We start from the raw sequence: 25,120 nt of genomic DNA, 5'->3' as shown, positions 1-25,120 counted from the left end.
CGGCCGGCGAGGTCAGCGTTGGCGGGCGAAGCCGACGAAGGCCCGCCAGGCGGTCGGCGCGAACGCGAGGGTGCCGCCCGAGCGGTCCTTCGTGTCCCGGACCAGCACCACCCCCGGCAGGTTGTCCGCTACCTCCACGCAGGAGCCGCCATTGCCGCCGGACCGGCTCGACTTGCGCCAGTGGGCACCCGTCAGGTCCATGTCTTCGCCACTTCCTTGATCAAGTCGAGTGACTGTCGCCGGGAGAGTGCCTCGTTCCGCACGATCTCCCAGGTGCCCGACAGCCTAGCAACGTCCGCGGCCTGCTCCACGATCTGCGCGGTGAGCTGATTGTCGGCGTGCGCGACCCGATCGCCGTCCGGCAGCTCGGCGATGATGAACTGGCCAGCCATGCCCAGATACATTCCCGTCTCGGCTGGCACGACCTGCAACTGCACGTGGTCCAGTTCCGCCAGCTCCACGAGTCTGGCAAGTTGGGCGGCCATCAACCCAGGTCGGTCGACCGGCCGACGGATCACCGCCTCGTCGACCACGGCCACGAGTTGCGTTGGCTTCTCCCGCGTCAAGATCGCCTGCCGGTCGAGGCGCGAGGCGACGGCCCGATCGATTTCCTCGACGGTGAACCGCCCGCCGGCCAATGTGGCCCTCGCGTAGTCCTGCGTCTGCAGGAGCCCCGGGACATACAGCGGCTCGTACCAGCGGAGCAGGACGGCTTCGCGTTCGAACTCGATCCATTCGCGCAGCCAGACCGGCGCGGCGGCGTCGTCCTTCACCAGATCGGCCCAGAGCCGCACGAAGAGCCCGCCGGTGTCCAGTGCCCGGTCGACGGCGGCGAGATAGTCCTCGCGAGGCGGGCGGGTGCCCAACTCGACCGCGCTGACCTGCTTGCCGGAGAAGTGCGCCCGCTCGCCCAGCTCGTCCTGGGTGAGCCCGGCCAGGGTGCGCTGCCGGCGCAGCTCGCGAACCAGGAACTCCGACGCGGACACGCTCACCGGCTCTCCACCTCCTCTACGGCGGGCCGGGCCGGTTCCCGGGCACTCTCGGGTGCCGGTCCGATGCTCCCCGCCCCACTGCGGAAGCTTCCGAGCGTAGTGGCCTGGTCAGCAGACTGTGAAGCACGCGGCGCCGGGTCGGCGGCCATTCCCCCGGTACGCCCCGGCGCCGCTCCCCCTGGGCAGAAGGAGACATGGTGAACGGAGCAGACCTGAACGACGGCGCTGGCACACGCGACGCGGCGGCCCGCGTACCCCCGGATCGGTGCCGGCCGACGGCGGTGGGTGAGCTACCGGCGTGGCTGGAGCCGCACCGGCCGTTGAAGCCGCTCTGGGTGTGCGCCGGGTGCGGTGACCCGTGGCCGTGCGCGGTGGCCCGGCTGCTGCTGCGGGCCCGGCACGAGGCGGACCGGGTACCGCTCTACGTCCTGCTGACGGGCGTCTTCGCTCACGCCACCCGTGACCTGTACACGCTCAACCCCTACGACACGCCGCGTCCGCACGCGCTCTTCGCCCGCTTCGTCGACTGGGCCGACCCGCGCTTCCGCTGACCGACCCCCGCCGGGGGTGCGGTCAGCCGCGACGGTCGAGCCAGCGTTGGAGCAACGACCGCGGGTCGTCCTGGTCGGACCTGCGGTCGGGGACGACGGGAGCCCGCTCGACCGGGCGGCGGGGTTCGCCGGCCAGCTCGCGGCTCGGCGCGACGAACGCCTTCTCCGGCTGGCCCTTGACGGCGGTGGCGATGACCCGGGCGACCGCGTCGATCACCTTGGCCTGCACCGCGGAACCCACCGAGTCGGTCGTGTCGTCCGGGTTGGCGGCGATGCCGGCGACCGCGACCTGCGGGGTGAAACCGACGAACGTCTCGGTGGCGTTCTGCTCCGAGCTGCCGGTCTTGCCGGCCACCGGGCGGCCGTCGAGGATGTCGTTCACGCCGGTGGCCGTACCGCCGTTGCACTGCCCGTACGGCGACTGCTGCCCGACCGGGCAGCGGGCGGCGTCGGTCGCGGCACGGGCCACGTCGGCGTCGAGCACGCGCTTGCAGGACGGCTGCCCGACCGGCACCTTGTCGCCGTTCGCGGCGGTCACCGAGACCACCGGCACCGGCGTGCAGTAGGTGCCCTCGGCGGCCACCGTGGCGTACGCGTTGGCCAGGTCCAGCGGGGTGGTGGCGGCCACGCCCAGGGTGAACGAACCCCAGTTGGCGGCATCGTTCTTGGCGAAGTCGGCGTCCGGGCCAGCGCGGAAGGTGATGCCGAGCCGCTGCGCCATCTCCACCACCTTGTCCTGGCCGACCTGCTCGGCCAGCCAGACGAAGTAGGTGTTCACCGAGCGGCCGAAGCCGTCCCACATCATCCGGTACCCGTCCATCCAGTCCGGGTTGGCGTTGGCCGGGCACCAATGGCCGTCACAGCTCCCGGGGCCCTCGGCGGCGTACCGGGTGGGTAGCTTGGCGGGCGCGTCGAAGCCGGTGGAGAGGGTACGGCCCGACTCCAGCGCCGCGAGCATGGTGAACAGCTTGAACGTCGAACCGGCCTGGTACCCGTCGACGCTGGCACCGCCGGAGATCAGCGGGTTGACGGTGTTCGGGAAGTTGGCCTGCCCGTTCGGGTTGTCGGCGAGGCTGTAGTGCCGGTTGACCGCCATCGCCAGCACCTGACCGGTGCCCGGCTGCACGGCCGCGATCGGCAGGGCGCGCTTGTTGTCGTACCCGTAGACCTTGGTGGCCTGCTGCTGCGCGGTGGCCTGGACCTGCGGGTCCAGCGACGTGACCACGGTGTAGCCGCCCGCGCGCAGAGCCTGCTCGCGCTCCGGCACGGTGGCCCCGAACGCCGGCTGGGTCACCCACCAGCGACGCAGGTAGTCGCAGAAGTAGCCCCAGTCGTCGTGGCCCTGGGCCACGGAGGTGCAACCGTTGGGCTGCTGCGTCGGGTGCAGGGTCAGCGGCTCGGCCTTGGCCTGCGCGGCCTGCGCTGCGGTGATCGCCCCGGTTTCGGCCATCGAGTCCAGCACGTACGACCGGCGGGCCAGCGCCTCGTCCTTGTCCCCGCCGATCGGGCTGTACGCGTCCGGGGACTGCACCAGACCGGCGAGCAGCGCCGACTCGGCGAGGGTCAACCGCGCCGGCGGCTTGCCGAAGTACTTCTGGCTGGCCGCCGCGATCCCGTACGCGCCGGAGCCGAAGTAGGCGATGTTCAGGTACCGGTTGAGGATCTCGTCCTTGCCGAGGCTCCGCTCCAGCGCGCCCGCGTACCGGATCTCCTGGATCTTGCGGCCGATGGTGGGATCGGTGGCGGCGGCGCGCTCCTCGGCGGTGCGAGTGGGGTCGGTCTTGAGCACGTTACGGACGTACTGCATGGTCAGGGTCGAGCCGCCCTGCTCGGTGCCGCCACCCTTGACGTTCGCCACCAGCGCGCGGGCCAGGCCCCGCAGGTCGGCGCCGCCGTGCTCGTAGAACCTCCGGTCCTCAGCCGCCACGATCGCCTGCCGCATCACCGGGGCGATCTCCGACAGCGGCACATCGGTGCGGTTCACGTCGTAGAACGTCGTGATCAGCGTCTTGCCGTCATTGGCGTAGAGGTAGGAGCGCTGCGGGGTGGCCGGGGTGCGCAGCGCGTCGGGCAACGCGGCGTACGTCCCGATCGCGGAGCGGGTGGCGAACCCGAGCAGCAGGTTGCCCGGCAACGCGGCGACTGCCAGGGCGAGCCCGGCCAGCAAGCCGGCGAGCAGCACGGTGAACAGCCGCGACAGCGGCGAGCGAGAGGCGGCCATGCTCCCCAGGATTGCCACGAAAGCCGCCAACCAACCACCCTCAACCCCGGATTGTCAGCAACTTCACGGCCCCCCACCAGCCAACTCCCACCACCCCCACCCCGCGCGCTCCCCTGGCACCGGTGATCAAGAGGTTTGCGTCAACCAGGAGGCCCTTTTTGACGCAAACCTCTTGATCACCGGGTGGGGTGGGTGGTTAAAGCGGGGTGTGTCAGGGGGTGGAGAGGCTGGCGCTGGCGGCGTCGCGGGCCGTTTCGCGGGGCATCAGGCGGCCGGAGCGGTAGCCGATGCCGATGCCGGCGATCAGCACGAAGATCGCGCCGAACGTCTGCAACGAGCCGATCAGGGCGCCGCCCAGGCCGAGCAACGGCGCGGCGATGATCAGCATGACCCCGTCGCCGAGGCTGAACGTGCCCGAACGGGCCACCGCCCACCCGGTGAGGACCCAGCCCACGCTGTAGAAGGTGGCGCCGACCAGGACCAGCGAACGCGCGGTGACGCCGAAGACCGGTGTCTGCTCGGCGAGCCCGGCGAAGGGCAGCATCAGCACGGTGCCGGCGATGCTGACCAGCAGCCCGGCGGTGGCCACCCGGCGGCTGCGGGTCGCGGCCAGCAGCCCGGTGAGGGCCAGCAGCGCGAGCAGGCCGAGCCAGACCGCGGCCACCCAGCCGATGAGGTACGCCGCCTGGCCGTCGGCCGGATACGGGTCGTTGCCCACCCCGCCGTCGCTGGCCATCGCCACCGCGCCGTAGAGGATGGCGTACGCGGGCAGCAGCCACACCGCCGCCCGCGCGAACCGGCGCACCGACCAGGCCCAACTGGCGTTCGTTGCCGGCCCGGCCGGGGTCGGCTCGCCGACGAAGGGCAGTACGCCGAACCCGCCACCGCTGGCCCGGGAGCCCAGCGGGCCGGCCGGGTCGTGCGCGCCGGGCACCGGTTCCGAGGACCACATCCGATTCGCCGGATCCTTCATGCGTCACCTCGCTCGTCCACGAGCGGTGCGGGACGCGCCGGGGCGCCCCGATTGCCTCGTCACCACCCGTCCTAGGACCGATCGTGGCAGGCGTCGGAGCGCCCCATGAGTCTTTCTCGCATTTATCCGGCCGGACGGCCGGCCAACTCGATTACTCGCGCTCGCGCTGGTCGGTCGGGTCGTTGACCAGACTGGCCGGCGAGACCGGCTCCGGCGCGGGCAGCCCCTGCTGCTTGCTGCCACCGGTGGCCTGCGCCTCGGCGACGCGTACCTCGTCATGAATCTGCTGGGCGGCGTCCGCCGCGGCCTGCGCGGCCTGCGCGGCCTCGCGCTCGACCTGGCTCGCGTGGTCGGCCGCCTCCGGCGCGGGCAGGTCCCCCACCATCTGGCTCAGCCCGCCGAGCGCGCCACCCATCCCCTCCAGTGCCTTGGTCAGCTCGGCCGGGATGATCCAGACCTTGTTGGCGCTGCCCTGGGCGATCTGCGGCAGGGCCTGCAGGTACTGGTAAGCGAGCACCTTCTGGCTCGGGTTCGCCTGGTGGATCGCGTCGAAGACCGTCCGGATCGCCTTCGCCTGACCCTCGGCCTGCAGGATCCGCGCCTGCCGGTCACCGTCGGCCCGCAGCACCGCGGACTGCTTCTCACCCTCGGCGGTGAGGATCTGCGACTGCTTGTGCCCCTCGGCGGTGAGGATCGCCGCGCGACGGTCCCGCTCGGCGCGCATCTGCTTCTCCATGGAGTCGCGGATGCTGGCCGGCGGCTCGATCGCCTTGATCTCCACCCGGGTCACCTTGATGCCCCAGCGGCCGGTGGTCTCGTCCAGCACGCCCGAGAGGTGCCGGTTGATCTCGTCGCGGCTGGTCAGCGCGCGCTCCAGGTCCAGCGAGCCGATCACGTTACGCAGCGTGGTGACGGTGAGCTGCTCGATGGCCTGCAGGAAGCTGGAGATCTCGTACGTCGCCCGAACCGAGTCGACCACCTTGAAGTAGAGGACCGTGTCGATCGAGACCACCAGGTTGTCCGAGGTGATCACCGGCTGCGGCGGGAAGCTGACGACCTGCTCCCGCATGTCGACCTTCGTGCGTACCGCGTCGATGAACGGCACCAGCAGGTTGAGGCCGGGGCTGAGCGTGCGCTTGTACTTTCCGAGCCGTTCCACCACGTCCTGGCGCTGCTGCGGCACGATCCGCACCGCCTTTGCCAGCGTCACCACAGCGATCAACGCCACTGCGATCAGCAGTACGCCTATGGCCGTCATCCCGTTCACCCTCTCGCTTCCGGCAGCTCGCCGGCGGAAGAAACGTCGTCCTGCCAGACCAGGGCGGTCGCGCCCCGGACCTTTATCACTCGCACCCGTTCACCAGGCTCGTACGTCTGCGTCGTGTCGTACGACCGGGCGCTCCACAGCTCCCCGTCAATCTTGACGAGGCCGCGCTCGGCGTCCACCCGCTCCAGCACCGACGCCATGGAGCCCTCGATCGCCTCCACGCCGAAGGCCTGCTCGCCGCTGTCCAGTGCCGAGCGCTGGTGCCGCCGGATGACCGGGCGGACCACCACCAGACTCAGCGCCGACACCACCGCGAACACCAATGCCTGCACCGCCACCGGCGCGCCCAGAGCGGCCGCGCCCGCGGCGGCGAACGCGCCGACCCCGAACATGATCAGAAAAAGCGTCGTCGTGAAGACCTCGGCGACAACCAGCAGCACACCCAACACGATCCACACCACGGCGTCCACACCACGATCGTGACACGCAAATGCACGCGCGGCCGACCCGTGATGATCAGTAGGCTCGGCGGAACCCACCTGGCCCGCCGAAACACCCCAGAAATGGTGATCCGGCCGAGCCGACGAGCAAGGAGTTCCCGTTGACCCTGCTGCCCGAGACCGCCCGACAGGTCGACGCCCAGGTGGCCCAGGCGCAGGCCGACGGCCGGGCCCCGTCGCTGGTGCTGGGCGTGGTCCGCGACGGCACGCTGGCGCACCTGGCCGCCGCCGGCGAGCACCCCCGCGCGGACATCGACCTGCAGTACCGGCTGGGCTCGATCAGCAAGACGATGACCGCCACCCTGATCATGCAGTTGCGCGACGCCGGCCGGCTGGCCGTGGACGACCCGCTGGAGCGGCACCTACCGGGCACCGGCGTCGGCACACTCACCCTGCGCCAACTACTCGGGCACGCCAGCGGCATCCAGCGTGAACCCGAGGGCGACTGGTGGGAGCGGACCGCGGGCGCCGACCTGACCACCCTGCTCGCCGGGCTCACCGCCGACAAGATCGCCTACCCGCCGCACGCCACATACCACTACTCCAACCTGGCGTACGGGCTGCTCGGCGGGGTGCTCGAACGGCTCACCGGCACTCCCTGGGCGGACCTGCTCAGCGAGCGGGTCCTCGCCCCGCTGGGGATGCGCCGCACCACGTACGCGGCCACCGAACCGTTCGCCCGTGGCTACGTCGTCCACCCGTGGCACGACACGCTGCGCGAGGAGCCCCGTACCGACACCGGGGCGATGGCCCCGGCCGGGCAGCTCTGGTCGACGATCGAGGACCTGGGTCGGTGGGCGGCGTTCCTGGCCGACCCGGACCCGAAGGTGCTGGCCGCCGAGACGCTGACCGAGATGTGCTCCCCCGTGGTGATCAGCGACCTGGAGTCCTGGAACCACGGGCACGGCCTCGGGCTGGAACTCTTCCGGGAGGGCGACCGGGTGTACGTCGGGCACGGCGGCTCGATGCCCGGCTACATCGCCTCGCTGGCCGTCCACCGGCCCACCCGCACCGCCGTGGTCGGCTTCGCCAACTCGTACGGCCTGCGCACCGGGCACCTCGGGGCACTCGGCCGGCGGCTGCTCACGCTGGTGCTGGACGCCGACCCGACGCCGGTCACCCCGTGGCGGCCAGCCGCAGCCGCACCGCCCGCCGAGCTCGCCGAGCTGACCGGCCGCTGGTGGTGGATGGGCAGCGAGATCGAGGTGACCGTGGACGCCGCCGGCGAGCTGCTGGCGGGCCCGGTCGGCGCGCCGGACCTGCGCTTCGTCGCGGAGGGACCGGACCGCTGGCGGGGCCGCGCGGGCGGGCAGGATGGCGAGATCCTCACCGTGTGCCGGGACGAGCAGGGCCGGGCGGTCGCCCTGGACATCGCCACCTTCGTCCACACCCGCACCCCCGACCGGGAGCCCTGACCCGCGTCGCCTCGCTGGTCCGTCGAGGGCAGGGCCGGGTCGGTCAGGCTGGGTCGGTGACGAAGTCGATGAGGCGTTCCATGGCGTTGATCAGGGGGGTCTCCACGTCGGCGAAGGTGTTCACCCGGGACAGGATGTGCCGCCACATGTCGGCCGGCTCGGCCACCCCGAGGGCCGCGCAGACCCCCTCCTTCCACGGCCGCCCCGGCGGTACCACCGGCCACGCCGCGATGCCCAGCGCCGCGGGCTTGACCGCCTGCCAGACGTCCACGTACGGATGCCCGGTCACCAGCACGTACGGCGAGGTCACCCGGGCCACGATCCGGCTCTCCTTGCTGCCCGGCACCAGGTGGTCGACGAGTACGCCGAGTCGGCGGGTCGGGCCGGAGGCGAAGTCGCGCACCTCGGCGTCCAGGGCGTCGATGCCGTCCAGCGGTTCCACGACCACGCCCTCGATCCGCAGGTCGTCGCCCCAGATCCGCTCGACCAGCGCCGCGTCGTGAATGCCCTCCACCCAGATCCGGCTGGCCCTGGCCACCTGGGCGCGGACGTTGTCCACCGCCACCGAGCCGGACGCGGTGCGCCGGCGGGCCGCCGGCACCGGCGCGCGGGCCGGACGGCGCAGCGTGACCGGGCTGCCGTCGAGCAGGAACGCCGCCGGTAGCAGGGGGAAGTTGCGTCGCCGGCCGTGCCGGTCCTCCAGCACCACCGCGCCGGCCTCGAAGCCCACCACCGCCCCGCAGAACCCGGAGTCGGCGTCCTCCACCACGAGATCCGGCTCGGCGTCCACCTCGGGGGTGACCTTCCGCCGCCGCCAGTCGCCCGCCAACACGTCCTCGCCGTATCGCCCCGCCATGTCGATCACGCTAACCCCGCCACCCCCGGCCACCATCCCGACACACCGCCGAGCCCTGCACCCCCACCCTCGGCTGCATCGATCATGGAGTTGTGGTGCCCCGCGAAACGGCACGAATCAGCAGGGACCGCCCACCACGGCTCCATGATCGACCTGAGCAGTGGGTGGGCCGCGAGTGGGGCGAAGGGGGCAGTTCGGGGCAGGCAGGGCGGCCGGAGCGGCAGTCGAGACAGGGCCACCGCTGACCACGTACCCTTTCGGCATGTCCACCCCCACAGCGGGCGCGGCCACACTCACGCCGCGCCGGTCGAGCCGGTTCGTCGCCTGGGTGCGCGCGTGGCGCGCCGGGTTGGTGCCGTACGACGAGGTCGCCGACGCCATCGCCGGCGACGAGGAGCACCTCGTGGCGGACGCCCCCGGCACCTGGACCGACGTCCCGCTGGGCGCCGCGCTGCCCACCCTGGCCAAGCTCTCCCCGGACGAGATCCGTCTGGTGCTGCCCGCGCCGGGCGACCCCCGGGGGCTGCCCGGCCCCGGCGACTTCGCCGGCGCGGCGCTGGACGCGGGCGAGGCGGTGGTGGCCGGTGGGCTCGGGTTGATCCCGCAGGTCCGGCTGCACACCTCCGGCTCGGGAGACTGTTTCGAGACGGTGCTCTGGCGGGTCTACCCGCTGCCGGCCAACGCGCCCGCCGCGTCGCTGTCGCTGCCCGGCGCCGCCGAGGCCGAGGCCGAACTGGCTGCCGCGCTCGCCGAGACGACCGCCGCGCTGACCCGCCTGGACGTCGCCCAGTGGCGGCCCGAGCTGGCCGGGGCGCTGGCCGCGCTGCGCCGCCCGGATGGCGCCACCGACCTGCCGCCCGGCTTCGACCCCCGGGCCCGCCGACTCTTCGCCCGCGCCGCGGTGCTCGACCGGGTGCTCGCGCTGGCCGGGCACGCCGCGCCCGGTGGCGCGATCAACAACTACGAGGCGCAGCAGCGCGACGCCGCGCTCCGCCCGCTCACCACGGCCTGCCGGCAGGCGCTGGTGGCCGCCTGCAACGCTCCACTGCGCCCCTGACGAGGTTGGTCAGACCTCGTCGAGCAGGTCCGCCACCGAGTTGATGATCCGGGACGGGCGGTACGGGTAACGCTCCGCCTCGGTGCGGCTGCTGATCCCGGTGAGCACCAGGATGGTCTCCAGCCCGGCCTCCAGCCCGCACAGGATGTCGGTGTCCATCCGGTCGCCGATCATCGCGGTACTCTCGGAGTGCGCGTTGATGGTGTTCAGCGCCGAGCGCATCATCATCGGGTTCGGCTTGCCGACGAAGTACGGCTCCACCCCGGTCGCCTTGGAGATCATGGCGGCGACCGAGCCGGCGGCGGGCAGCGCGCCCTCCACCGACGGACCGGTGACATCGGGGTTGGTGCAGATGAACCGAGCCCCGTCGTTGATCAACCGGACCGCCTTGGTGATCGCCTCGAAGCTGTAGGTGCGGGTCTCACCGAGCACCACGTAATCCGGGGCGAAGTCGCTGAGCACGTAACCGACCGCGTGCAACGCCGTGGTCAGCCCCGCCTCCCCGATCACGTACGCGGTGCCGCCCGGCCGCTGGTCGGCGAGGAACTGGCCGGTGGCCAGCGCGGAGGACCAGATCGACTCCTCCGGCACGTCCAGCCCCATCCGGCTCAGCCGGGCGGTCAGGTCGCGCGGGGTGTAGATCGAGTTGTTGGTCAGCACCAGGAACGGCTTGCCGGACGAGCGCAGCCGGTTGATGAACTCCGGCGCGCCAGGCACCGGCTGGCCCTCGTGCACGAGCACGCCGTCCATGTCGGTCAGCCAGCTCTCGACGGGCTTGCGGTCATGCATCGGTCATCCCCGGGGTGTCGGTGGGCGGGTGGACGGTCAGGGGCGGCGGGTCGGCACGCAACACACGGTGGGGCAGGTGTCCCACATCGGCAGCTCGCCCAGGCGGCGGCGCAGCTGCGCACCGTCCGGGTCGGTCCGCTCGGTGACCAGCTCCCGCACCATGGCCACGAAGCGCGGGTCGGTGCCCGGGGTGCCGGCCCGGACGAAGTCCAGGCCGAGCTGCTTGGCCGTCTCCAGCGCCTCGGTGTCCAGGTCCCACACCACCTCAAGGTGGTCCGAGACGAACCCGATCGGGCTGACCACCACGCCGGTGGTGCCGCCCTGCGCGAGGGTCGCCAGGTGGTCGTTGATGTCCGGCTCCAGCCACGGCACCTGCGGCGGCCCGGAGCGGCTCTGCCACACCAGGTCGTACGGCAGGTCGGGAGCGGCGGCCGCGGCCACCAGCCGTGCGGTCTCGTGCAGCTGCGCCTCGTACCGGCCGCCGTGCGGGCCGGCGTTGGCCGCCATCGAGGTGGGGACGGAGTGAGCGGTGAAGACCAGCCGGGTGCCGTCCCGCTTCGCCGGGTCGAGCTGCCCCAGGGCGGCACGGACCGCGTCGACGTGCGGCTCGACGAAGCCGGGATGGTCCCAGAACTGGCGCAGCTTCTCGATCACCGGGGCGTCCGGGCCGACCGCGGCCCGGGCGGCGGCGATGTCCTCCTGGTACTGCCGGCAGGACGAGTAGCCGCCGTACGCGCTGGTGACGAAGGCCAGCGCCCGGCTGACGCCGTCGTCGCGCATCTGGGTCACGGTGTCCGCGAGAAGCGGGTCCCAGTTGCGGTTGCCCCAGTAGACGGGCAGGTCGAGACCGTGTGCGGCGAAGTCGGCGCGGACGGCGGCCAGCAGGTCACGGCACTGCTGGTTGATCGGGGACACCCCGCCGAAATGCTGGTAGTGCTCGGCGACCTCGGCCAGCCGCTCGGGCGGCACGCCCCGGCCCCGGGTCACGTTCTGCAGGAACGGCATCACGTCCTCGGGCCGCTCCGGCCCACCGAAGGACACCAGCACCACCGCGTCGTACGCCATGGGTCCATTCTTGCCGGTCGGCCGGGACGACCCGGCGACGCCCCCTGCTCCGGAGTGGTCCACGGTGTTAAGAAGGGTCCCCTGCTCTACCGCAGGCGTTAACAGGGGACCCTTCCTTGCACCTCAGGCGCCGATGGCGTGGTAGCCGCCGTCGACGTGCACGATCTCGCCGGTGGTGGCCGGGAACCAGTCGGACAGCAGCGCCAGGCAGGCCCGGGCCGCGGGCTCCTGGTCGGTGAGGCTCCAGCCGAGCGGAGCCCGCTCGGTCCAGGCGTCCTCGAACTGGTCGAAGCCGGGGATCGACTTGGCGGCGATGGTGCGCAGCGGCCCGGCGGCGACCAGATTGCTGCGGATGCCCTGCTTACCCAGGTGCATCGCCAGGTAGCGGGACGCGGCCTCCAGGCCGGCCTTGGCCACGCCCATCCAGTCGTAGACCGGCCACGCCTTCGTCGCGTCGAAGGTCAGGCCGACCACCGCGCCGCCTGCGGACATCAGCGGCAGCGCCGCCATGGCGAGCGACTTGTACGAGTAGGTGGAGACGTGCAGCGCGGTCGCCACGTCCTCCCAGGGGGCGTCGAGGAAGCCGCCGCCCAGGCAGCTCTGCGGGGCGAAGCCGATGGAGTGCACGACGCCGTCGAGCCCGTCGACGTGCTCGCGGACGCGGTCGGCGAGGCTGGCCAGGTGCTCCGTGTTGGTCACGTCCACCTCGATCACCGGCGCCGGCTCGGGCAGTCGCTTGGCGATCCGCTCGACCAGGGAGAGCCGTCCGAAGCCGGTCAGCACGACCTGCGCGCCGTTCTCCTGGGCGAGCTTCGCCACCGAGAAGGCGATCGAGGCGTCGGTGATGACACCGGTGACCAGCAGCCGCTTACCGGCGAGCAGTCCGGACATGCAGGGTTCCTCCGTACGTAGTCAGAAAGCGCTGGTCAGTGGCCCATGCCGAGGCCACCGTCGACCGGGATCACGGCACCGGAGACGTACCCGGCGGGGTCGCCGGCCAGCCAGGTGACCACCGCGGCGACCTCGTCCGGGTGGGCCATCCGGCCAGCCGGGATGGACTTGCGGATCTCCGCCTTGCGGTCGTCGGACAGGCCGGCGGTCATGTCCGTGTCGATGAAGCCGGGCGCCACCACGTTCGCGGTGATGTTGCGGCTGCCCAGCTCCCGGGTGATCGAGCGGGCCACGCCGACCAGGCCGGCCTTGCTGGCGGCGTAGTTGACCTGACCTGCGCCGCCGGAGAGCGCGACCACCGACGAGACGAAGATCATGCGACCCCACCTGGCCCGGAGCATCTTCCCGGAGGCCCGCTTGGCGCACCGGAACGCGCCGGTGAGGTTGGTGTCCAGCACGCCGGTGAACTGCTCCTCGGACATCCGCAGCAGCAGCGTGTCGTCGGTGATACCGGCGTTGCAGACCAGCACCTCGACCGGCCCCAGCTCGGCCTCCACGGCGGTGAACGCCGCGTCGATCGAGTCGGCGTCGGTGACGTCGGCTCGCACCCCGAACAGCCCCTCGGGGGCGTCGCCGCTGCGGTGGGTCACCGCCACCCGGTCGCCCTGCTTGGCGAAGGCCTGCGCGATGGCCAGGCCGATTCCCCGGTTTCCCCCGGTCACCAGCACGGTACGGGCCACGATTCCCCCTTGCGAATGGTCAGCACGGACGCGTCGGAGCCTAGGCGTTACCGGTAGGTAAGCGCTAACGGGAGTCGCGTCACACTGGGGTACGACACCGGAGTCAACCCCTGGTGGCACGCCCCGCGAAGGGTCGGCCCCGTAGCCTCCCGGTGGTGAACCGGCAACCGATCGTCGGGGCCCTGCGCGCCCTGCGGCACACCCTGCTGGGCGCGGACGCCCCGCCCGGCCGGCCGCTGCTGGCCCGCTGGCCCGGGCTGGCCCGTTACGCCGCCCCGGTCGGGCTGCTCGCCGCGCTCGGCCTCTTCTGGATCACGCTGGCCCTGGAGAACGACTGGGGCCTGCCGGCGCCGATCGCGGTGCTGTTCGCGGCGATGACCGTGGCGCCGCTGCTGGCGCTGCCCCGGCGTCCGTTGCTGGCCTGGCGGCTGACCGTGCTGGCCCTGCTGGTGTGCACGTTCAACGCGCCGGCCGACGCGCCCGGCCCGTGGACCCCGCCGCTGGCGCTCGGGTCGATCGCGGTGGTCGCGGTGGTCGTCGCGCGGGTCGACCGGCCGGTGCTGGTCTGGGTGGTGGCGATCACCACGGTTCCGGTGTTCACCCTGGTCCGCGCCGAGAACCGGGCCGCCGTCCTGGCGCTGCTCGGCGCGCTGGCGATCGTCGGAGACCTGATCCGGCGCAACCGGATGTCCCGGCGCGCGCTGGCCGAGCAGACCGAGCTGAGCGAACGGGAGCAGGAGCGCCGCGCGGTGCTGGAGGAACGCACCCGCATCGCCCGGGAGCTGCACGACGTGGTGGCCCACCACATGTCGCTGATCGCGGTGCAGTCGGAGACCGCGCCGTACCGGCTGACCGACGTGCCGGCGCCGGTGGCCGCGGAGTTCGCCGCCATCGCCGGCTCGGCCCGTGACGCGCTGACCGACATGCGGCGGCTGCTGGGGGTGCTGCGCAGCGAGTCGAGCGACCCGCAGACCGCGCCGCAGCCCGACCTGGCCGACCTGGACGCGATGGTGGACGCGGCACGCCGGGCCGGGGTGCCGGTGACTTTGGACGCCGAGCCGGCGGACGACGGGCGGGTGCCCGCGCCGGTCGGGCTGGCCGCGTACCGCATCGTGCAGGAAGGCCTGGCCAACGCGGCCCGGCACGCGGCCGGCGCCGCGGTGCGGGTCACCGTCCGCGCCGGCCGGTCCACCCTGGCGGTACGCGTGCAGAACGCGCCGCCCGACGACGTGGACGTCCGGCCGACCGCCGAGGCCGGCGCCGGGCACGGGCTGACCGGCATGCGGGAGCGGGCCACCTCGCTGGGCGGTACGTTCACCGCCGGGCCGCTGCCCGGTGGGGGTTACGAGGTGGCGGTCGAGCTGCCGTACGACGCGGAGAGCGGGGACCGATGATCAAGGTGCTGATCGCGGACGACCAGGCGATGGTCCGGCAGGGCTTCGGCGCGCTCCTCGCCGCCCAGCCGGACCTGCTGGTGGTCGGTGACGCCGCCGACGGCGCGCAGGCCGTCGCCGCCGCCCGCCGGCTCGACCCGGACGTGGTGCTGATGGACGTGCGGATGCCCGTGCTGGACGGGCTGGCCGCCACCCGCAAGCTGCTCGGCGACCGGTCGGCGCATCGCCCCCGGGTGCTCATCCTCACCACCTTCGACCTGGACGACTACGTGTACGAGGCGCTGCGCGCCGGGGCCAGCGGCTTCCTGCTCAAGGACGCCCCGGCGGCCGACCTGGTGCACGCGGTGCGGGTGGTGGCGGCCGGGGACGCGCTGCTCGCCCCGGCGGTCACCCGCCGGCTGATCGCCGAGTTCGCGGCCCGCCCGGACCGCCACCGGCCGCGCCCCACCGACCTGGCCGGGCTCACTCCGCGGGAGACCGAGGTGCTGCGGTTGATCGCCCGGGGCCGCAACAACGCGGAGATCGCCGGCGACCTGGTGGTGGCCGAGCAGACGGTCAAGACGCACGTCGGGCGGATCCTGGCCAAGCTGGGGCTGCGCGACCGCGCCCAGGCCGTGGTGCTGGCGTACGAGACGGGTCTGGTCGCCGCCGGCGAGTAGCTCTGCGGAGCCAGCCCGGGAACGGCTCCCCGGGACGACGCGCGAGCGCTGCCCGCCCACGCACTCTCCCTCCGGATGACATTCCGGAGGGAGACCATGATGCGACCACGAGGTGCCGGCCGACTGGCGCTGGCCGCGCTGCTCGGCGTGAACCTGGTTCTGCCGACCCGACCCGAGCCCGTCGGGGCGGCCGGGTTCGTCGAGGCGTACCCGGTCACGGCGGCGGCGATGCGCGCGGCCGGCCCGCCGTACGCGGACTGGGCGGCCGGCGGGCGCCGGTTCCTGACGTTCGACCCGCGCGGCGACGGTCGTGCCGTCGAGGTGCTCGGCGACCTGGCCGACGCGGACCGGATCGCGGTGCTGGTGCCCGGTGTCGGCAGCACGCTGGCCGACTTCGACCGTGGACTGGGCGGGGTGGCGCGGCGGGCGCCGGCGGCGCAGGCCGGGCAGCTGTACCGGGAGCTGCGGGCGGCCGACCCGGCGGCGCGGGTCGCGGTGCTGGCCTGGCTCGGCTACGACCCACCCGACGGGGTGCTGGCCGCTGCCGCGGGCACGAGCGCCCGGCGGGGCGCGGTCGGCCTGGCCGCAATGCTGCGGGAGCTAGCTGGGCGCCGCCCCGCCGCGACCATCACCCTGGTCGGGCACAGCTACGGGGCGCTGGTGGTGTCGCTGGCCGCGGCGGACGCCCCGCCGCAGGTCGGTGACGTGGTCAGCCTCGGCGGGATCGGCGCCGGGGTGCAGCACGCCGACGAGCTGCGCGGCGGGCGGCGGTTCTGGGCCGCCGAGGCGCCCACCGACTGGATCCGGCGGGTGCCGTCGGTGCGGCTGCCCGGTCTCGGGTACGGCCGGCGACCCGGCGACCCGGCGTTCGGCGCCCGGCCGTTGCCGGTGGGTGGGGTCGCCGGGCACGACGGCTACCTGGTGCCGGGCAGCGCCACGCTGGTCGCGGTGGCGGCGGTCGTGCTGGGCGGCGCCGACGCCGACCGGGCCGGGAACGCCCGGTGAGCCGCGACCGCGCGGTAGACGCGCTGCGGGCGTACGCCATCGGCGGGGTGGTGCTCGGGCACTGGCTGGTCACCGGCCTGGTGCTGACCGCCGGCGGCGGGCTGCACCAGGCCAGCCCGCTGACCGCGCTGCCTGGCCTGGCCCCGGTGACGTGGGTGTTGCAGACCCTCGGGTTGTTCTTCTTCACCGCCGGGTTCGGCTCGGCCCGGTCGCTGGCACGCCACCGGGACGGGCCGGGCGGCTGGCTGGCGCGTCGGCTGCGCCGGCTGGCGCTGCCCGCGCTGGCGCTGCTGGGTGCGGGAGCCGCCGTGCTGCTCGCCGCCACCGTCGCCGGCATCCCGGACGACACGCTCGCCGTCGCGCTGCGGCTCGCCGTCAGTCCACTGTGGTTCCTGCTACCGCTGCTGCTCCTCGTCGCGTCGACCGGCCCGCTGCGTGCCGCCGTCGCGACGTGGGGGGTGATCCGCTGCGTCGCACCGGCGGTGGCCGTGGTGGCGGCGGCCGACCTGGCGGGCCGCCTGCTACCGGCCGGCACCGACCTGCCGCCGGTCACCGTGGTGGCGGCCTGGGCGGTGCCGTACCTGCTCGGCCTGGCGCACGCCGACGGTCGGCTGGCCGGTCGGCGGGTGGCGGGCGCGCTGGCCGGCGGCGGTGCCGCCGCGTTGGCCGCGCTGCTGGCGCTGGGCTATCCGGTCAGCGCGGTCGGGGTGCCCGGGGAGGGGGTGTCGAACCTGAACCCGCCGTCGCTGCTGGCGGTGGCGCTGGCGGTCACCCAGGTCGGGGTGGGGCTGCTCGCCCGGCCGGCGCTGGAACGGCTGCTGGCCCGCCCGCTGCCGGGCCGGGCGGTGACCGAGGTGAACCGGAACGCGGTGCGGATCTACCTGTGGCACCAGCCGGTGCTGGTCGCGGTGACCGCGCTCGTCGCCCGGGGTGGGGTGGCCCTGCCGGGGCTGCACACCGCGCCGGACGGCCCGGGCTGGGTGCTCGCCCGGTGCTGCTGGCTGCCGCTGTTCGCCGCGGTGCTGGTCACGCTGACACGGGCGGGCCGCCGTCCGGCCCGGCCGACGGGGTGGCGACGGCCGGGCGGTGGAGGGGCGGCCGGTCGGTCGGCCGAGTGCGTCCCGTCGGCAGCGCGGGTGTACGATGATCGACGTTCCGGCCCGCCCGACTTCAGGAGGTGATCGCTGTGCGAGATAGCGATCCTCCCAGTCGTGGCCGGGCCGATGGTCAGCCCCGCTGAGCCACGACTCAGTCTGGTGAGCTGACCCCGCTCCGCTCCCCCGCCACCCGGCCCACGCCGAGGTGCGCGTGCCGCGCCGTCCGAATCCGGACGGTCGCCGGGAGCCGCCCGGTCACGACTTCGTGTGCGCGTCCCCACCCCCTGCGGTCCGCCCCCGCACGCGGACCGTCCAGCCGCCACCCGGAGCCGTCCATGAGCCGCTACGTCGCCCCGCTGGGCTTCACCCTCGCCGCCGTCTGGGTGGCCATCGTCTTCGTGCTCGCCGGCGGCGGGCACTGACCCCACCGCTCGCGCCCGATCTCGTCACCCGGGCAGTGGTGGCGGCGCCCGGGACCAGCCCGGGCACCGCCGGCCTCACAGCATCCGGGACGACCAGAGCAGGCTGAGCGCACCCGCGCAGAGCGCCAGCAGCAACGCCACCCCGGCGTACCACTGGGTCACCTCGCGCGGCTCGGTGCGGAACCCGATCGAACTGCCCATGTCCTGGTAGACCTGCTTCAGCTCGCTCACCGAGGCCGCCTCGTAGAAGTAGCCCTCGGTGGTCTCGGCCAGCTCGGCCAGGGCCAGCCGGTCGACCGGCACCCGCTGGAGCTGGCCGCCGATGTCCACCTGGCCGGTGTCGGTGCCGAAGGCGATGGTGGAGACCGGCACGTTGGCCGCCTGCGCGGCCGCCGCCGCCTCCTCCACCGACCGGCCGGACGTGCGGAACCCGTCGGAGAGCAGCACGATCCGGGCCGGTGGAATACCCGCCGCCCCGTCGGCCGGCACCGAGCGGATCGCCTCCAGGCAGGTGAACACGGCCTCGCCGGTCGCGGTCGCCTCGGCCAGCACCAGCCCGTCGATCGCACTGGTCACCGCCGCCCGGTCCTTGCCCGGTGGCACCAGCACGTTGGCCGCCTTGGCGAACGACACCAGCCCCAGGTTGTAGCTCTTCGGCAACTCGCCGACGAACTGCTTCGCCGCCTCCTGGGCCGCCTCCAGGCGGTTCGGCGCCACGTCGTCGGCCTGCATGGACAGCGACACGTCGATGGCGAGCATCACGGTGGCCCGCTCCAGCGGCTCCTTGGTGTCCACCGCGGGACGGGCCAGCGCGGTGGCCAGCACCAGCAGACAGAGCAGGAACGCGGTCGCCGAAACGTGCCGGCGCCAGCCCAGCCCCTTCGGCGCCACGGTGCGCAGCAGATCCACGTTGGTGAAGCGCATCGCGTACGCCCGGCGGTGCAACTGCCGCCACAGGTAGAACGCGGCGAGGGCGAGCACCGGCAGCACGGCCAGCAGCCACCACGGTTGCATGAAACGGATCATCGTGTCGTCCCCCGGGTGCGGGCGTGCCGCTGCGCGGCCACGAAACGCACCATGTCCAGCAGCCAGTCTCGGTCGGTACGCAGTCGCAGGTGGGCCGCGCCGGCGCTACGCAGCGCGGCGGCGATCGTGGCCCGCTGGGCGGCGGCAGCCTCGGCGTAGCGCTGCCGAAGCCGCGGGTCGGCGGTCTGCACCTCGTGCAGCTCGCCGCTCTCGGGGTCGACCACCGGCAGCACACCCACGTCGGGCAGCTCCAGCTCCCGCGGGTCGACCACCTCGATCGCCAGCACGTCATGCCGGACCCGCAGCTTGCGCATCGGCCGGGTCCACTGCTCGGTTGGCGCGAGGAAGTCCGAGACCACCACCGCCACCCCTCGCCGTCGGGGCGGCCGGTTGAGCATCTCGATCAGCGCGCCCAGGTCACCCCGGCCGGGCTGGATCGCGGTGCTGGCGACGGCGCGCAGCAGGCCCTGCGCCTCCTTGCGACCGGAGCGGGCCGGCAGGCGGGTGAGCACCCCGGGCCCGGCCGGCGACGGCCGCCCCCGCCAGCGCCGGGCCGGGGCGGCCGCGCCGCCGCCGGTGCCGATCACCGCGCCGATCCGGTTACCGCCGCGCACGGTCAGGTGGGTGATCGCGGCGGCGGCGGCCACCACGACCTCCCGCTTGAGCCACTGCCCGGTGCCGAAGTCCAGGCTGGCCGAGAGGTCCAGCGCCAACCAGGTCTCCAGCTCCCGGTCCGCCACCGTACGCCGCACGTGCGGCGTCGTCGTCCGTGCCGTGACCGGCCAGTCCATCCGGCGTACGTCGTCGCCGGCCCGGTACTCCCGCGACTCGCCCGCCTCGCTGCCCGGCCCGGGCAGCAGGCCCGCGTAGTCGCCCTGGAGCAGACCGTCGAGCTTTCGGGTGACCAGCAACTGGAGCCGGGACAGCACGGCCTCGCTGCGGTCGGGGACGGGGGCGGGTCGAGGGGTGGGTGAGGTCACGGCCGCTGCCCGGGCCAGCCGGCGCCCGGCGGCGGGGTGGTCGACGACGGGCTGGCCTGCTGCCGAGGTGCGACCGCCGGGAGCGGAATGGTGGACATCACCCGGTGCACGATGTGGTCGGCCGGCACGTCGTCGGCGAGCGCGTCATAGCTGAGCACCAGCCGGTGTCGCAGGATGTCCGGGGCGATGTCCTGCACGTCCTGCGGCAGCGCGTAGTCCCGCCCGCGCAGCAGCGCCAGCGCGCGGGTCGCCCGGACCAGGCCGAGCGAGGCGCGCGGGCTGGCCCCGTACTGGATCAGCTGGGCGACGTCGGGCATGCCGTGCTCGGCCGGCGCGCGGGTGGCCAGCACCAGCCGGACCGCGTAGTCGACCAGGGCGTTGTGCACGAAGACCTGGTCCGCCTTGCGTTGCAGGGCGATCAGGTCGGGCGTGTCGAAGACCGCGCTCGGCTCCGGCGCGGCGACGCCCATCCGGTAGACGATCTCCCGCTCCTCGGCGTCGGTCGGGTAACCCACCACGATCTTCATGAGGAACCGGTCCCGCTGCGCCTCCGGCAGCGGGTAGACGCCCTCCTGCTCGATCGGGTTCTGGGTGGCCATCACCAGGAACGGGTCGGGCACCCGGTAGCTCTCCCCGCCGATGGACACCTGCCGCTCGCTCATCACCTCCAGCAGCGCCGACTGCACCTTGGCCGGAGCCCGGTTGATCTCGTCGGCGAGCAGGAAGTTGACGAAGACCGGCCCCAGCTCGACGTCGAACTTCTCGCTCGACTGCCGGTAGATCCGGGTGCCCATGATGTCGGCCGGCACCAGGTCCGGGGTGAACTGCACCCGGGCGAAGGACCCGCCGACAACCTTGGCGAGGGTCTCCACGGCCAGGGTCTTGGCTACCCCGGGCACCCCTTCGAGCAGGCAGTGACCGCGGGCGAGCAGCGCGACGAACATCCGCTCCACCATCCGGTCCTGCCCGACGATGACCCGTTTGATCTCAAACAGCGCCCGTTCCAGCAGGGTCGCGTCCTGCGCGGGTGTGGTCACCGGCGCGGGGTCCGCCGGGGCCGCCCCGTTCGGCGTCGGGGCGTCGGGCATGGTCGGCTGGGCCACCGGTCCTCCACAGCGTTGGTCGGTCGTCGCGGCTGATGCGGTATCAAGACTCGCACGCCTTGCTGAGTGTCGAGGTGGGGAGAAGCCGATTTTCGCCGCGCCGTCCCCGGCAGCCGAATCGCCCGTCACGGGGTGGACACGGACCGGCCCGCCGCGTGTACCATTCACCCCGTCGCCGGGCGGCTCCCCCCGTGGCCGCCCGGCGCTCAAGCCCTCCGCCCGCCGCCCTAGACTGGCCGGGATGAGCAACCCCTCCCCCGCCGGCGAGGCCCTGATCTGCTCGGCCCGCGGCTGCCGCGCCCCCGCTGTCTGGGCGCTGGAGTGGAACAATCCCCGTCTGCACACCCCCGAACGGCGCAAGACCTGGCTGGCCTGCGACGAGCACCGGGGCAGCCTCGGCGATTTCCTGGACGCACGCGGCTTCCTGCGTGCCGTCAATCCGGTGCCCGGATCGCCTACCCTCGACATGTGAGCGAGCGCAGCGGGCGAACAACTGGGCACAGCGGTGGGACGCCTCGCGCCGCTGCCGCGCGGAACGGATCCCATCGGTGAGCGCGGAGGACCGCGTCGACCCACCGGCCTCCCCCGGCCCCGCCTCCCCGTCCTGGCCGCGCACCGCACCACCACCGCCACCGCCCGGGGCGTTCCCGGCGCCCGGCACGCTCGGCCCGGATCCCGCCCCGCCCGACGCGTCATCGCCCGCCCCGCTGCCGCCGGCAGCCCTACCGACAGCCGGCGGGTACGACGCCAACCCCCGCCCACCCGACCTGCCGGCGCCCGGCCTGCTGCCCGCCGGCCCGTCGCCCGCCGCCGGCGCAGCGGGTCCGGCCTCCGGCGCACCCGGCCCGCTGTTGACGGACGGGTCCACAGGGCGGGGGCCACTGGAGCCCTGGCCGGACACGGTCCACTGGCAGCCGATCTCCACCGACCTGATCTGGGTGGAGCTGATCCGGCTGGCCGTGGTGCTCGCGATCGGGCTGGCGGTGACGGCGGTCGGCTGGGCACTGAGCGGTCAGGGCCTGTTCGGGCTCGCCCTCACCGCCGTGCTGGTGTTCGGCGCGTGGCGGGCCGTGGCGATCGTCCGCGCGGTCCGGGCCTGGGGTTACGCCGAGCGGGAGGACGACCTGCTGGTCCGGCACGGGCTGCTGGTCCGGCGGCTCTCCATCGTGCCGTATTCCAGGATGCAGTTCGTCGACGTCAGCGCCGGGCCGCTGGAGCGCGCCTTCGACCTGGCCACCGTGCAGTTGCACACGGCGGCGGCGGCGAGCGACGCCCGGGTGCCGGGGCTGCGCCCGGCGGAGGCGTCCCGGCTGCGTGACCGACTCACCGCGCTCGGCGAGGACCGGGCGGAGGGGCTGTGAGCACGCGACCGGTCGACCGCCGGCCGCGCCGGAGGCCGACCCGATGAGCGACCGTCCCGCCGAGCCGGGCACCGGCCCGCCCCGGCCACCCGGCGGCGCGCCCCCCACCGGCCCGCCCCCCGGCGGCGCGGTACCGCCCTACGCGCCCGGCGGCGCGGTGCCCTATGCGGCGGTGCCGCCCGGGGTGCCCTATCCCTGGCCGCTGCCGACGGCGGGTGGCGACGGCGAGCCGCGTCAGCGACTACACCCGCTCAGCCCGCTGTTGCACGGGGCCAAGTCGCTGGTCGTGGTGATCGCCGGGCTGTCCTGGTCGACGCTGTCCCGGGTCGGCTTCGGCTGGTTCGCGGCCATGGTGGTGATACTGGCGCTCGGCGCGACCGTGCTGTCGGTGATCAGCTGGTACAACACCGGCTACCACGTGGTGGGCCGCGAGCTGCGGGTGTACGAGGGGCTGCTCTGGCGGCGTACCCGGGCGATCCCCCTGGAGCGGTTGCAGGCCGTGGAGGTGGTCCGGCCGCTGCTCGCCCAGTTCACCGGCCTGGCCGAGCTGCGGCTCGAGGTGGTCGGCGGGGGCAAGACCGAGGCGCCGCTGGCGTACCTGACGGTGGCCGACGCGGCCCGGCTGCGCGAGCGGCTGCTGGCGCTCGCCGGCCGCGCGTCGCAGCCGCCCGCGCCGGGTCTCACGGCGCCCGGGACAGCGCCGCAGGCCGCGCCGGGCCGCCCGCTGCACGCGGTACGCAACCAGAACCTGCTGGTCAGCCAACTGCTCACCCCGCAGGCGTTCCTGCTCCCGTTCGGCCTGGCGTTCGTCGTGGTGCAGTTCCTCACCGCGGGGTCCTGGTCGTTCGTCGCCGTGGCGAGCACGCTGACCGCGATGGCCGGTGTGCTGCTGCAACCGATCCGCCGGGTCCTCGACGACTGGAACTTCCGGCTGGCCCGCGACGACGGCACGCTGCGGGTGCACAACGGCCTGCTGGAAACCCGGGCGCAGACCGTGCCGCTGGACCGGGTGCAGACCGTACGGGCCACCTGGCCGCTGCTCTGGCGGGTGAAGGGCTGGCTGCGGCTGCGGCTGGAGGTTGCCGGGTACTCCGCCGCGGAGGCCGACGACCGCAACCGGCCGGACCGCCTGCTGCCGGTCGGTGACCTGCCGACCGCGACGATGATCGTCACCGAGGTGCTGCCGGGCGTACGCCTCGACGCGCTGACGCTGAACCCACCGCCGCCCCGGGCCCGCTGGCTGCACCCGCTGGGCCGGGGCGCGCTCGGCGCCGGCCTGTTCGAGCGGGTCTTCGCCACCCGGTCCGGGCTGCTCACCCGGCAGGTGGCGATCGTGCCGTACGCCCGGATCCAGAGCGTGCGGGTGGTGCAGGGGCCGGCGCAGCGCCGGCTCGGGCTGGCCACCGTCCACGCGGACACCGCGGGCGGGTCGGGCGCGGCGGCACAGGACCGGGATCTGGCGGAGGCGTGGGGCCTGGCGGCCGAGCTGACCGCCCGCGCCCACGCCGCCCGCCGCTCCGGCTGACCCGTCCCACCCCGGCCGGGGCCGGACCTGGCGGCGTCAGCGGTCGGCGGGTACCGGCGGCTCGTCGGCGTTGCTCGGCCCGACCGGTGCCGCCTGCCCGCTGGCTGGCCGGCCCGGTGGGTCGGTGGCGCCGTCGGGGCCGGTGACCTGCCCCGGTGGCGGTTGCTCGGCGGCCGGCCCGGGACGACGGGCTCGCAGCGCCGCCCACCCGCGCTCGGCCAGGCCGACCACCAGGAAGGTCAGCCCGACGTACGTCCAGCCGACCAGCACGTCGATCACGTAGTGCTCACCCGAGTAGACCAGGGTGAAGGTCATCGCCAGCGGGTACGCGAGCAGCAGCGGCCACCAGCGGCGGCGGGTGGTATGCAGGAAGAAGAGCACCACGAACAGAGCCCACGCGGTGTGCAGCGACGGCATCGCGGCGACCGGGTTCGAGGCGATCTGGCCGGCGTTGAGCACGTTGCCGGCGCCGTGCATGCCGAACGCCTTCCACCCGCGGGTGGAGATCCGGGCGACCTCGGTGAGCAGCCCGTTCTGCGCGGCCCACCACGGCGGCGCGGCCGGGTAGATGAAGTAGGTGGCCAGGCCGGCGGCGCAGAGGAAACCCCAGCGCCGCATGTACGCCGCCCAGCGTTGCCGGTCCCGCAGCCAGAGCACCGCGGCGGCGGCCAGCGCCACCACGAAGTGGGAGAAGTACACCCAGCTCGCCGCGACGTCGTACCAGTGCAGCTGCGGGTGGTAGAGGTGCTGCTGCAACCAGATGGTGGGCACCTCACCGCCGGTGGCCCAGCCGAACATGAACCGGTCGGCGACGATCAGCTCCATCGCGTGCGGGGTGGCCCCGTTGTCGGCGAACCCCCGGGAGAGGTTGTACGCGGCGAGCAGGAGGACCACCGGCACCCAGTCCCGGGCGAAGCGCAGGTGACTACGCCACGGCCGGTCGCTGTTCCAGGCGATGGTCCCGGCCCAGATCCAGACGAAGGCGTACGCGGGGTCGGTGGGCAGCCCGATGCCCAGCCAGGCGGCCACGAAGGCGACCGCCCAGACTGTCATGGCGACGATGCGCCGACGGCCCCCGTCCGGGGACGCGGGCGGGTCGGTCCGGGCGGGGGGTTGGGGGTCAGTCACGACGGCCATCGCGGTCAAGGTTAACGACGGGTGCGGCATCGACCGACGGCGACCACCCGCCGGGCCGGTCCAGCGGTGGCGCGGCGGGTACGGCCGGATCGCC

At 73.8% G+C, this 25,120-nt stretch carries 25 protein-coding genes; 10 read left to right on the top strand and 15 right to left on the bottom strand.

The window, feature by feature from the left end; all coding sequences use genetic code 11:
• Positions 1-12: 12 nt before the first annotated feature.
• Positions 13-201 carry a DUF397 domain-containing protein gene (locus ABZU69_RS29200; protein WP_354967516.1) on the bottom strand — a complete coding sequence of 63 codons (189 nt, stop codon included), beginning with the start codon at positions 199-201 and terminating at the stop codon, positions 13-15.
• On the bottom strand, positions 192-986 hold the full coding sequence (locus ABZU69_RS29195; protein WP_354967582.1) for a helix-turn-helix transcriptional regulator: 795 nt from the start codon (positions 984-986) through the stop codon (positions 192-194). The genes ABZU69_RS29200 and ABZU69_RS29195 overlap by 10 nt, the downstream gene beginning before the upstream one ends.
• Before the next feature lie 203 nt (positions 987-1,189).
• Here ABZU69_RS29195 and ABZU69_RS29190 point away from each other — a divergent pair, with 203 nt between their 5' ends.
• Positions 1,190-1,543, top strand: a complete 354-nt coding sequence (locus ABZU69_RS29190; RefSeq protein ID WP_354967515.1) for a hypothetical protein — start codon at positions 1,190-1,192, stop codon at positions 1,541-1,543.
• 22 nt (positions 1,544-1,565) lie between these two features.
• On the opposite strand, the gene ABZU69_RS29185 is transcribed toward ABZU69_RS29190, so the two are convergent.
• The 4 genes from ABZU69_RS29185 to ABZU69_RS29170 all read right to left on the bottom strand — a co-directional run bounded on the left by ABZU69_RS29185 (position 1,566) and on the right by ABZU69_RS29170 (position 6,474).
• Positions 1,566-3,764 carry a transglycosylase domain-containing protein gene (locus ABZU69_RS29185; RefSeq protein WP_354967514.1) on the bottom strand — a complete coding sequence of 733 codons (2,199 nt, stop codon included), beginning with the start codon at positions 3,762-3,764 and terminating at the stop codon, positions 1,566-1,568.
• 211 nt (positions 3,765-3,975) lie between these two features.
• On the bottom strand, positions 3,976-4,737 hold the full coding sequence (locus ABZU69_RS29180) for a hypothetical protein (RefSeq protein ID WP_354967513.1): 762 nt from the start codon (positions 4,735-4,737) through the stop codon (positions 3,976-3,978).
• Between the two features lie 151 nt (positions 4,738-4,888).
• Positions 4,889-5,995 carry an SPFH domain-containing protein gene (locus ABZU69_RS29175; RefSeq protein WP_354967512.1) on the bottom strand — a complete coding sequence of 369 codons (1,107 nt, stop codon included), beginning with the start codon at positions 5,993-5,995 and terminating at the stop codon, positions 4,889-4,891.
• Positions 5,996-6,000: 5 nt separating this feature from the next.
• Positions 6,001-6,474, bottom strand: coding sequence for an NfeD family protein (locus ABZU69_RS29170; protein ID WP_354967511.1), 474 nt, complete (start codon positions 6,472-6,474; stop codon positions 6,001-6,003).
• A 131-nt stretch (positions 6,475-6,605) separates the two neighbouring features.
• Between ABZU69_RS29170 and ABZU69_RS29165 the strand changes: the two genes are divergently transcribed.
• Positions 6,606-7,919: a serine hydrolase domain-containing protein gene (locus ABZU69_RS29165; RefSeq protein ID WP_354967510.1), complete on the top strand. Its 1,314-nt coding sequence runs from the start codon at positions 6,606-6,608 to the stop codon at positions 7,917-7,919.
• A 43-nt stretch (positions 7,920-7,962) separates the two neighbouring features.
• On the opposite strand, the gene ABZU69_RS29160 is transcribed toward ABZU69_RS29165, so the two are convergent.
• On the bottom strand, positions 7,963-8,775 hold the full coding sequence (locus tag ABZU69_RS29160) for a DUF3097 domain-containing protein (RefSeq protein ID WP_354967509.1): 813 nt from the start codon (positions 8,773-8,775) through the stop codon (positions 7,963-7,965).
• 262 nt (positions 8,776-9,037) lie between these two features.
• Here ABZU69_RS29160 and ABZU69_RS29155 point away from each other — a divergent pair, with 262 nt between their 5' ends.
• On the top strand, positions 9,038-9,832 hold the full coding sequence (locus ABZU69_RS29155) for a hypothetical protein (RefSeq protein ID WP_354967508.1): 795 nt from the start codon (positions 9,038-9,040) through the stop codon (positions 9,830-9,832).
• 9 nt (positions 9,833-9,841) lie between these two features.
• On the opposite strand, the gene ABZU69_RS29150 is transcribed toward ABZU69_RS29155, so the two are convergent.
• The 4 genes from ABZU69_RS29150 to fabG all read right to left on the bottom strand — a co-directional run bounded on the left by ABZU69_RS29150 (position 9,842) and on the right by fabG (position 13,317).
• Positions 9,842-10,621, bottom strand: a complete 780-nt coding sequence (locus tag ABZU69_RS29150) for an HAD-IIA family hydrolase (protein ID WP_354967507.1) — start codon at positions 10,619-10,621, stop codon at positions 9,842-9,844.
• Positions 10,622-10,657: 36 nt separating this feature from the next.
• Entirely contained in the window at positions 10,658-11,686 is a 1,029-nt protein-coding gene (locus ABZU69_RS29145) for a ferrochelatase (protein ID WP_354967506.1), read from the bottom strand.
• Positions 11,687-11,809: 123 nt separating this feature from the next.
• On the bottom strand, positions 11,810-12,577 hold the full coding sequence (fabI, locus tag ABZU69_RS29140; RefSeq protein ID WP_354967505.1) for an enoyl-ACP reductase FabI: 768 nt from the start codon (positions 12,575-12,577) through the stop codon (positions 11,810-11,812).
• 35 nt (positions 12,578-12,612) lie between these two features.
• Positions 12,613-13,317 carry a 3-oxoacyl-ACP reductase FabG gene (gene fabG, locus ABZU69_RS29135; RefSeq protein ID WP_354967504.1) on the bottom strand — a complete coding sequence of 235 codons (705 nt, stop codon included), beginning with the start codon at positions 13,315-13,317 and terminating at the stop codon, positions 12,613-12,615.
• A 155-nt stretch (positions 13,318-13,472) separates the two neighbouring features.
• On the opposite strand from fabG, the gene ABZU69_RS29130 reads away from it, so the two are divergent.
• The 4 genes from ABZU69_RS29130 (at position 13,473) to ABZU69_RS29115 (ending at position 17,556) form a co-directional block, all read left to right on the top strand.
• Positions 13,473-14,711 carry a histidine kinase gene (locus tag ABZU69_RS29130; protein WP_354967503.1) on the top strand — a complete coding sequence of 413 codons (1,239 nt, stop codon included), beginning with the start codon at positions 13,473-13,475 and terminating at the stop codon, positions 14,709-14,711.
• Positions 14,708-15,370, top strand: coding sequence for a response regulator transcription factor (locus ABZU69_RS29125; protein WP_354967502.1), 663 nt, complete (start codon positions 14,708-14,710; stop codon positions 15,368-15,370). Before ABZU69_RS29130 ends, ABZU69_RS29125 begins: the two co-directional genes overlap by 4 nt.
• A 99-nt stretch (positions 15,371-15,469) precedes the next feature.
• Positions 15,470-16,375, top strand: a complete 906-nt coding sequence (locus tag ABZU69_RS29120; protein WP_354967501.1) for an alpha/beta hydrolase — start codon at positions 15,470-15,472, stop codon at positions 16,373-16,375.
• Positions 16,372-17,556 (top strand): acyltransferase family protein, encoded by a 1,185-nt coding sequence (locus ABZU69_RS29115; protein WP_354967500.1) that lies wholly within the window; start codon positions 16,372-16,374, stop codon positions 17,554-17,556. Before ABZU69_RS29120 ends, ABZU69_RS29115 begins: the two co-directional genes overlap by 4 nt.
• A gap of 413 nt (positions 17,557-17,969) precedes the next feature.
• Here ABZU69_RS29115 and ABZU69_RS29110 read toward each other — a convergent pair whose 3' ends face one another.
• The 3 genes from ABZU69_RS29110 to ABZU69_RS29100 are packed head-to-tail and all read right to left on the bottom strand — an operon-like array spanning position 17,970 to position 21,003.
• Positions 17,970-18,920 carry a VWA domain-containing protein gene (locus ABZU69_RS29110; protein ID WP_354967499.1) on the bottom strand — a complete coding sequence of 317 codons (951 nt, stop codon included), beginning with the start codon at positions 18,918-18,920 and terminating at the stop codon, positions 17,970-17,972.
• On the bottom strand, positions 18,917-19,918 hold the full coding sequence (locus ABZU69_RS29105; protein WP_354967581.1) for a DUF58 domain-containing protein: 1,002 nt from the start codon (positions 19,916-19,918) through the stop codon (positions 18,917-18,919). Before ABZU69_RS29105 ends, ABZU69_RS29110 begins: the two co-directional genes overlap by 4 nt.
• Positions 19,897-21,003, bottom strand: a complete 1,107-nt coding sequence (locus ABZU69_RS29100) for a MoxR family ATPase (protein ID WP_354967498.1) — start codon at positions 21,001-21,003, stop codon at positions 19,897-19,899. Before ABZU69_RS29100 ends, ABZU69_RS29105 begins: the two co-directional genes overlap by 22 nt.
• Positions 21,004-21,244: 241 nt before the next feature.
• On the opposite strand from ABZU69_RS29100, the gene ABZU69_RS29095 reads away from it, so the two are divergent.
• The 3 genes from ABZU69_RS29095 (at position 21,245) to ABZU69_RS29085 (ending at position 23,889) form a co-directional block, all read left to right on the top strand.
• A complete protein-coding gene (locus ABZU69_RS29095) occupies positions 21,245-21,475 on the top strand; it encodes a hypothetical protein (RefSeq protein WP_354967497.1) in 231 nt (76 codons plus the stop codon).
• Between the two features lie 376 nt (positions 21,476-21,851).
• The gene (locus tag ABZU69_RS29090) at positions 21,852-22,364 is read left to right on the top strand and encodes a PH domain-containing protein (RefSeq protein ID WP_354967580.1); all 513 of its coding nucleotides are present in this window, start codon (positions 21,852-21,854) and stop codon (positions 22,362-22,364) included.
• Positions 22,365-22,548: 184 nt separating this feature from the next.
• Positions 22,549-23,889, top strand: a complete 1,341-nt coding sequence (locus ABZU69_RS29085; RefSeq protein WP_354967579.1) for a PH domain-containing protein — start codon at positions 22,549-22,551, stop codon at positions 23,887-23,889.
• 36 nt (positions 23,890-23,925) lie between these two features.
• On the opposite strand, the gene ABZU69_RS29080 is transcribed toward ABZU69_RS29085, so the two are convergent.
• A complete protein-coding gene (locus ABZU69_RS29080) occupies positions 23,926-25,026 on the bottom strand; it encodes a phosphatase PAP2 family protein (protein WP_354967496.1) in 1,101 nt (366 codons plus the stop codon).
• Positions 25,027-25,120: the final 94 nt, after the last annotated feature.

It is taken from the genome of Micromonospora sp. NPDC005206, from assembly GCF_040608175.1.
Classification (GTDB): Bacteria; Actinomycetota; Actinomycetes; order Mycobacteriales; family Micromonosporaceae; genus Micromonospora.
The sequence above is the reverse complement of the archived record's forward strand: the minus strand, read 5'-3'. Positions and strand labels throughout refer to the sequence as shown.

Excerpts from the sequence above, each read along its gene's own strand:
- ABZU69_RS29200 (WP_354967516.1), bottom strand. The coding sequence starts at position 201 with ATGGACCTGACGGGTGCCCACTGGCGCAAGTCGAGCCGGTCCGGCGGC.
- ABZU69_RS29185 (WP_354967514.1), bottom strand. The coding sequence starts at position 3,764 with ATGGCCGCCTCTCGCTCGCCGCTGTCGCGGCTGTTCACCGTGCTGCTC.
- ABZU69_RS29180 (WP_354967513.1), bottom strand. The coding sequence starts at position 4,737 with ATGAAGGATCCGGCGAATCGGATGTGGTCCTCGGAACCGGTGCCCGGC.
- ABZU69_RS29175 (WP_354967512.1), bottom strand. The coding sequence starts at position 5,995 with ATGACGGCCATAGGCGTACTGCTGATCGCAGTGGCGTTGATCGCTGTG.
- ABZU69_RS29160 (WP_354967509.1), bottom strand. The coding sequence starts at position 8,775 with ATGGCGGGGCGATACGGCGAGGACGTGTTGGCGGGCGACTGGCGGCGG.
- ABZU69_RS29155 (WP_354967508.1), top strand. The coding sequence starts at position 9,038 with ATGTCCACCCCCACAGCGGGCGCGGCCACACTCACGCCGCGCCGGTCG.
- ABZU69_RS29150 (WP_354967507.1), bottom strand. The coding sequence starts at position 10,621 with ATGCATGACCGCAAGCCCGTCGAGAGCTGGCTGACCGACATGGACGGC.
- ABZU69_RS29145 (WP_354967506.1), bottom strand. The coding sequence starts at position 11,686 with ATGGCGTACGACGCGGTGGTGCTGGTGTCCTTCGGTGGGCCGGAGCGG.
- fabI (WP_354967505.1), bottom strand. The coding sequence starts at position 12,577 with ATGTCCGGACTGCTCGCCGGTAAGCGGCTGCTGGTCACCGGTGTCATC.
- ABZU69_RS29125 (WP_354967502.1), top strand. The coding sequence starts at position 14,708 with ATGATCAAGGTGCTGATCGCGGACGACCAGGCGATGGTCCGGCAGGGC.
- ABZU69_RS29120 (WP_354967501.1), top strand. The coding sequence starts at position 15,470 with ATGCGACCACGAGGTGCCGGCCGACTGGCGCTGGCCGCGCTGCTCGGC.
- ABZU69_RS29110 (WP_354967499.1), bottom strand. The coding sequence starts at position 18,920 with ATGATCCGTTTCATGCAACCGTGGTGGCTGCTGGCCGTGCTGCCGGTG.
- ABZU69_RS29095 (WP_354967497.1), top strand. The coding sequence starts at position 21,245 with ATGAGCAACCCCTCCCCCGCCGGCGAGGCCCTGATCTGCTCGGCCCGC.
- ABZU69_RS29080 (WP_354967496.1), bottom strand. The coding sequence starts at position 25,026 with ATGGCCGTCGTGACTGACCCCCAACCCCCCGCCCGGACCGACCCGCCC.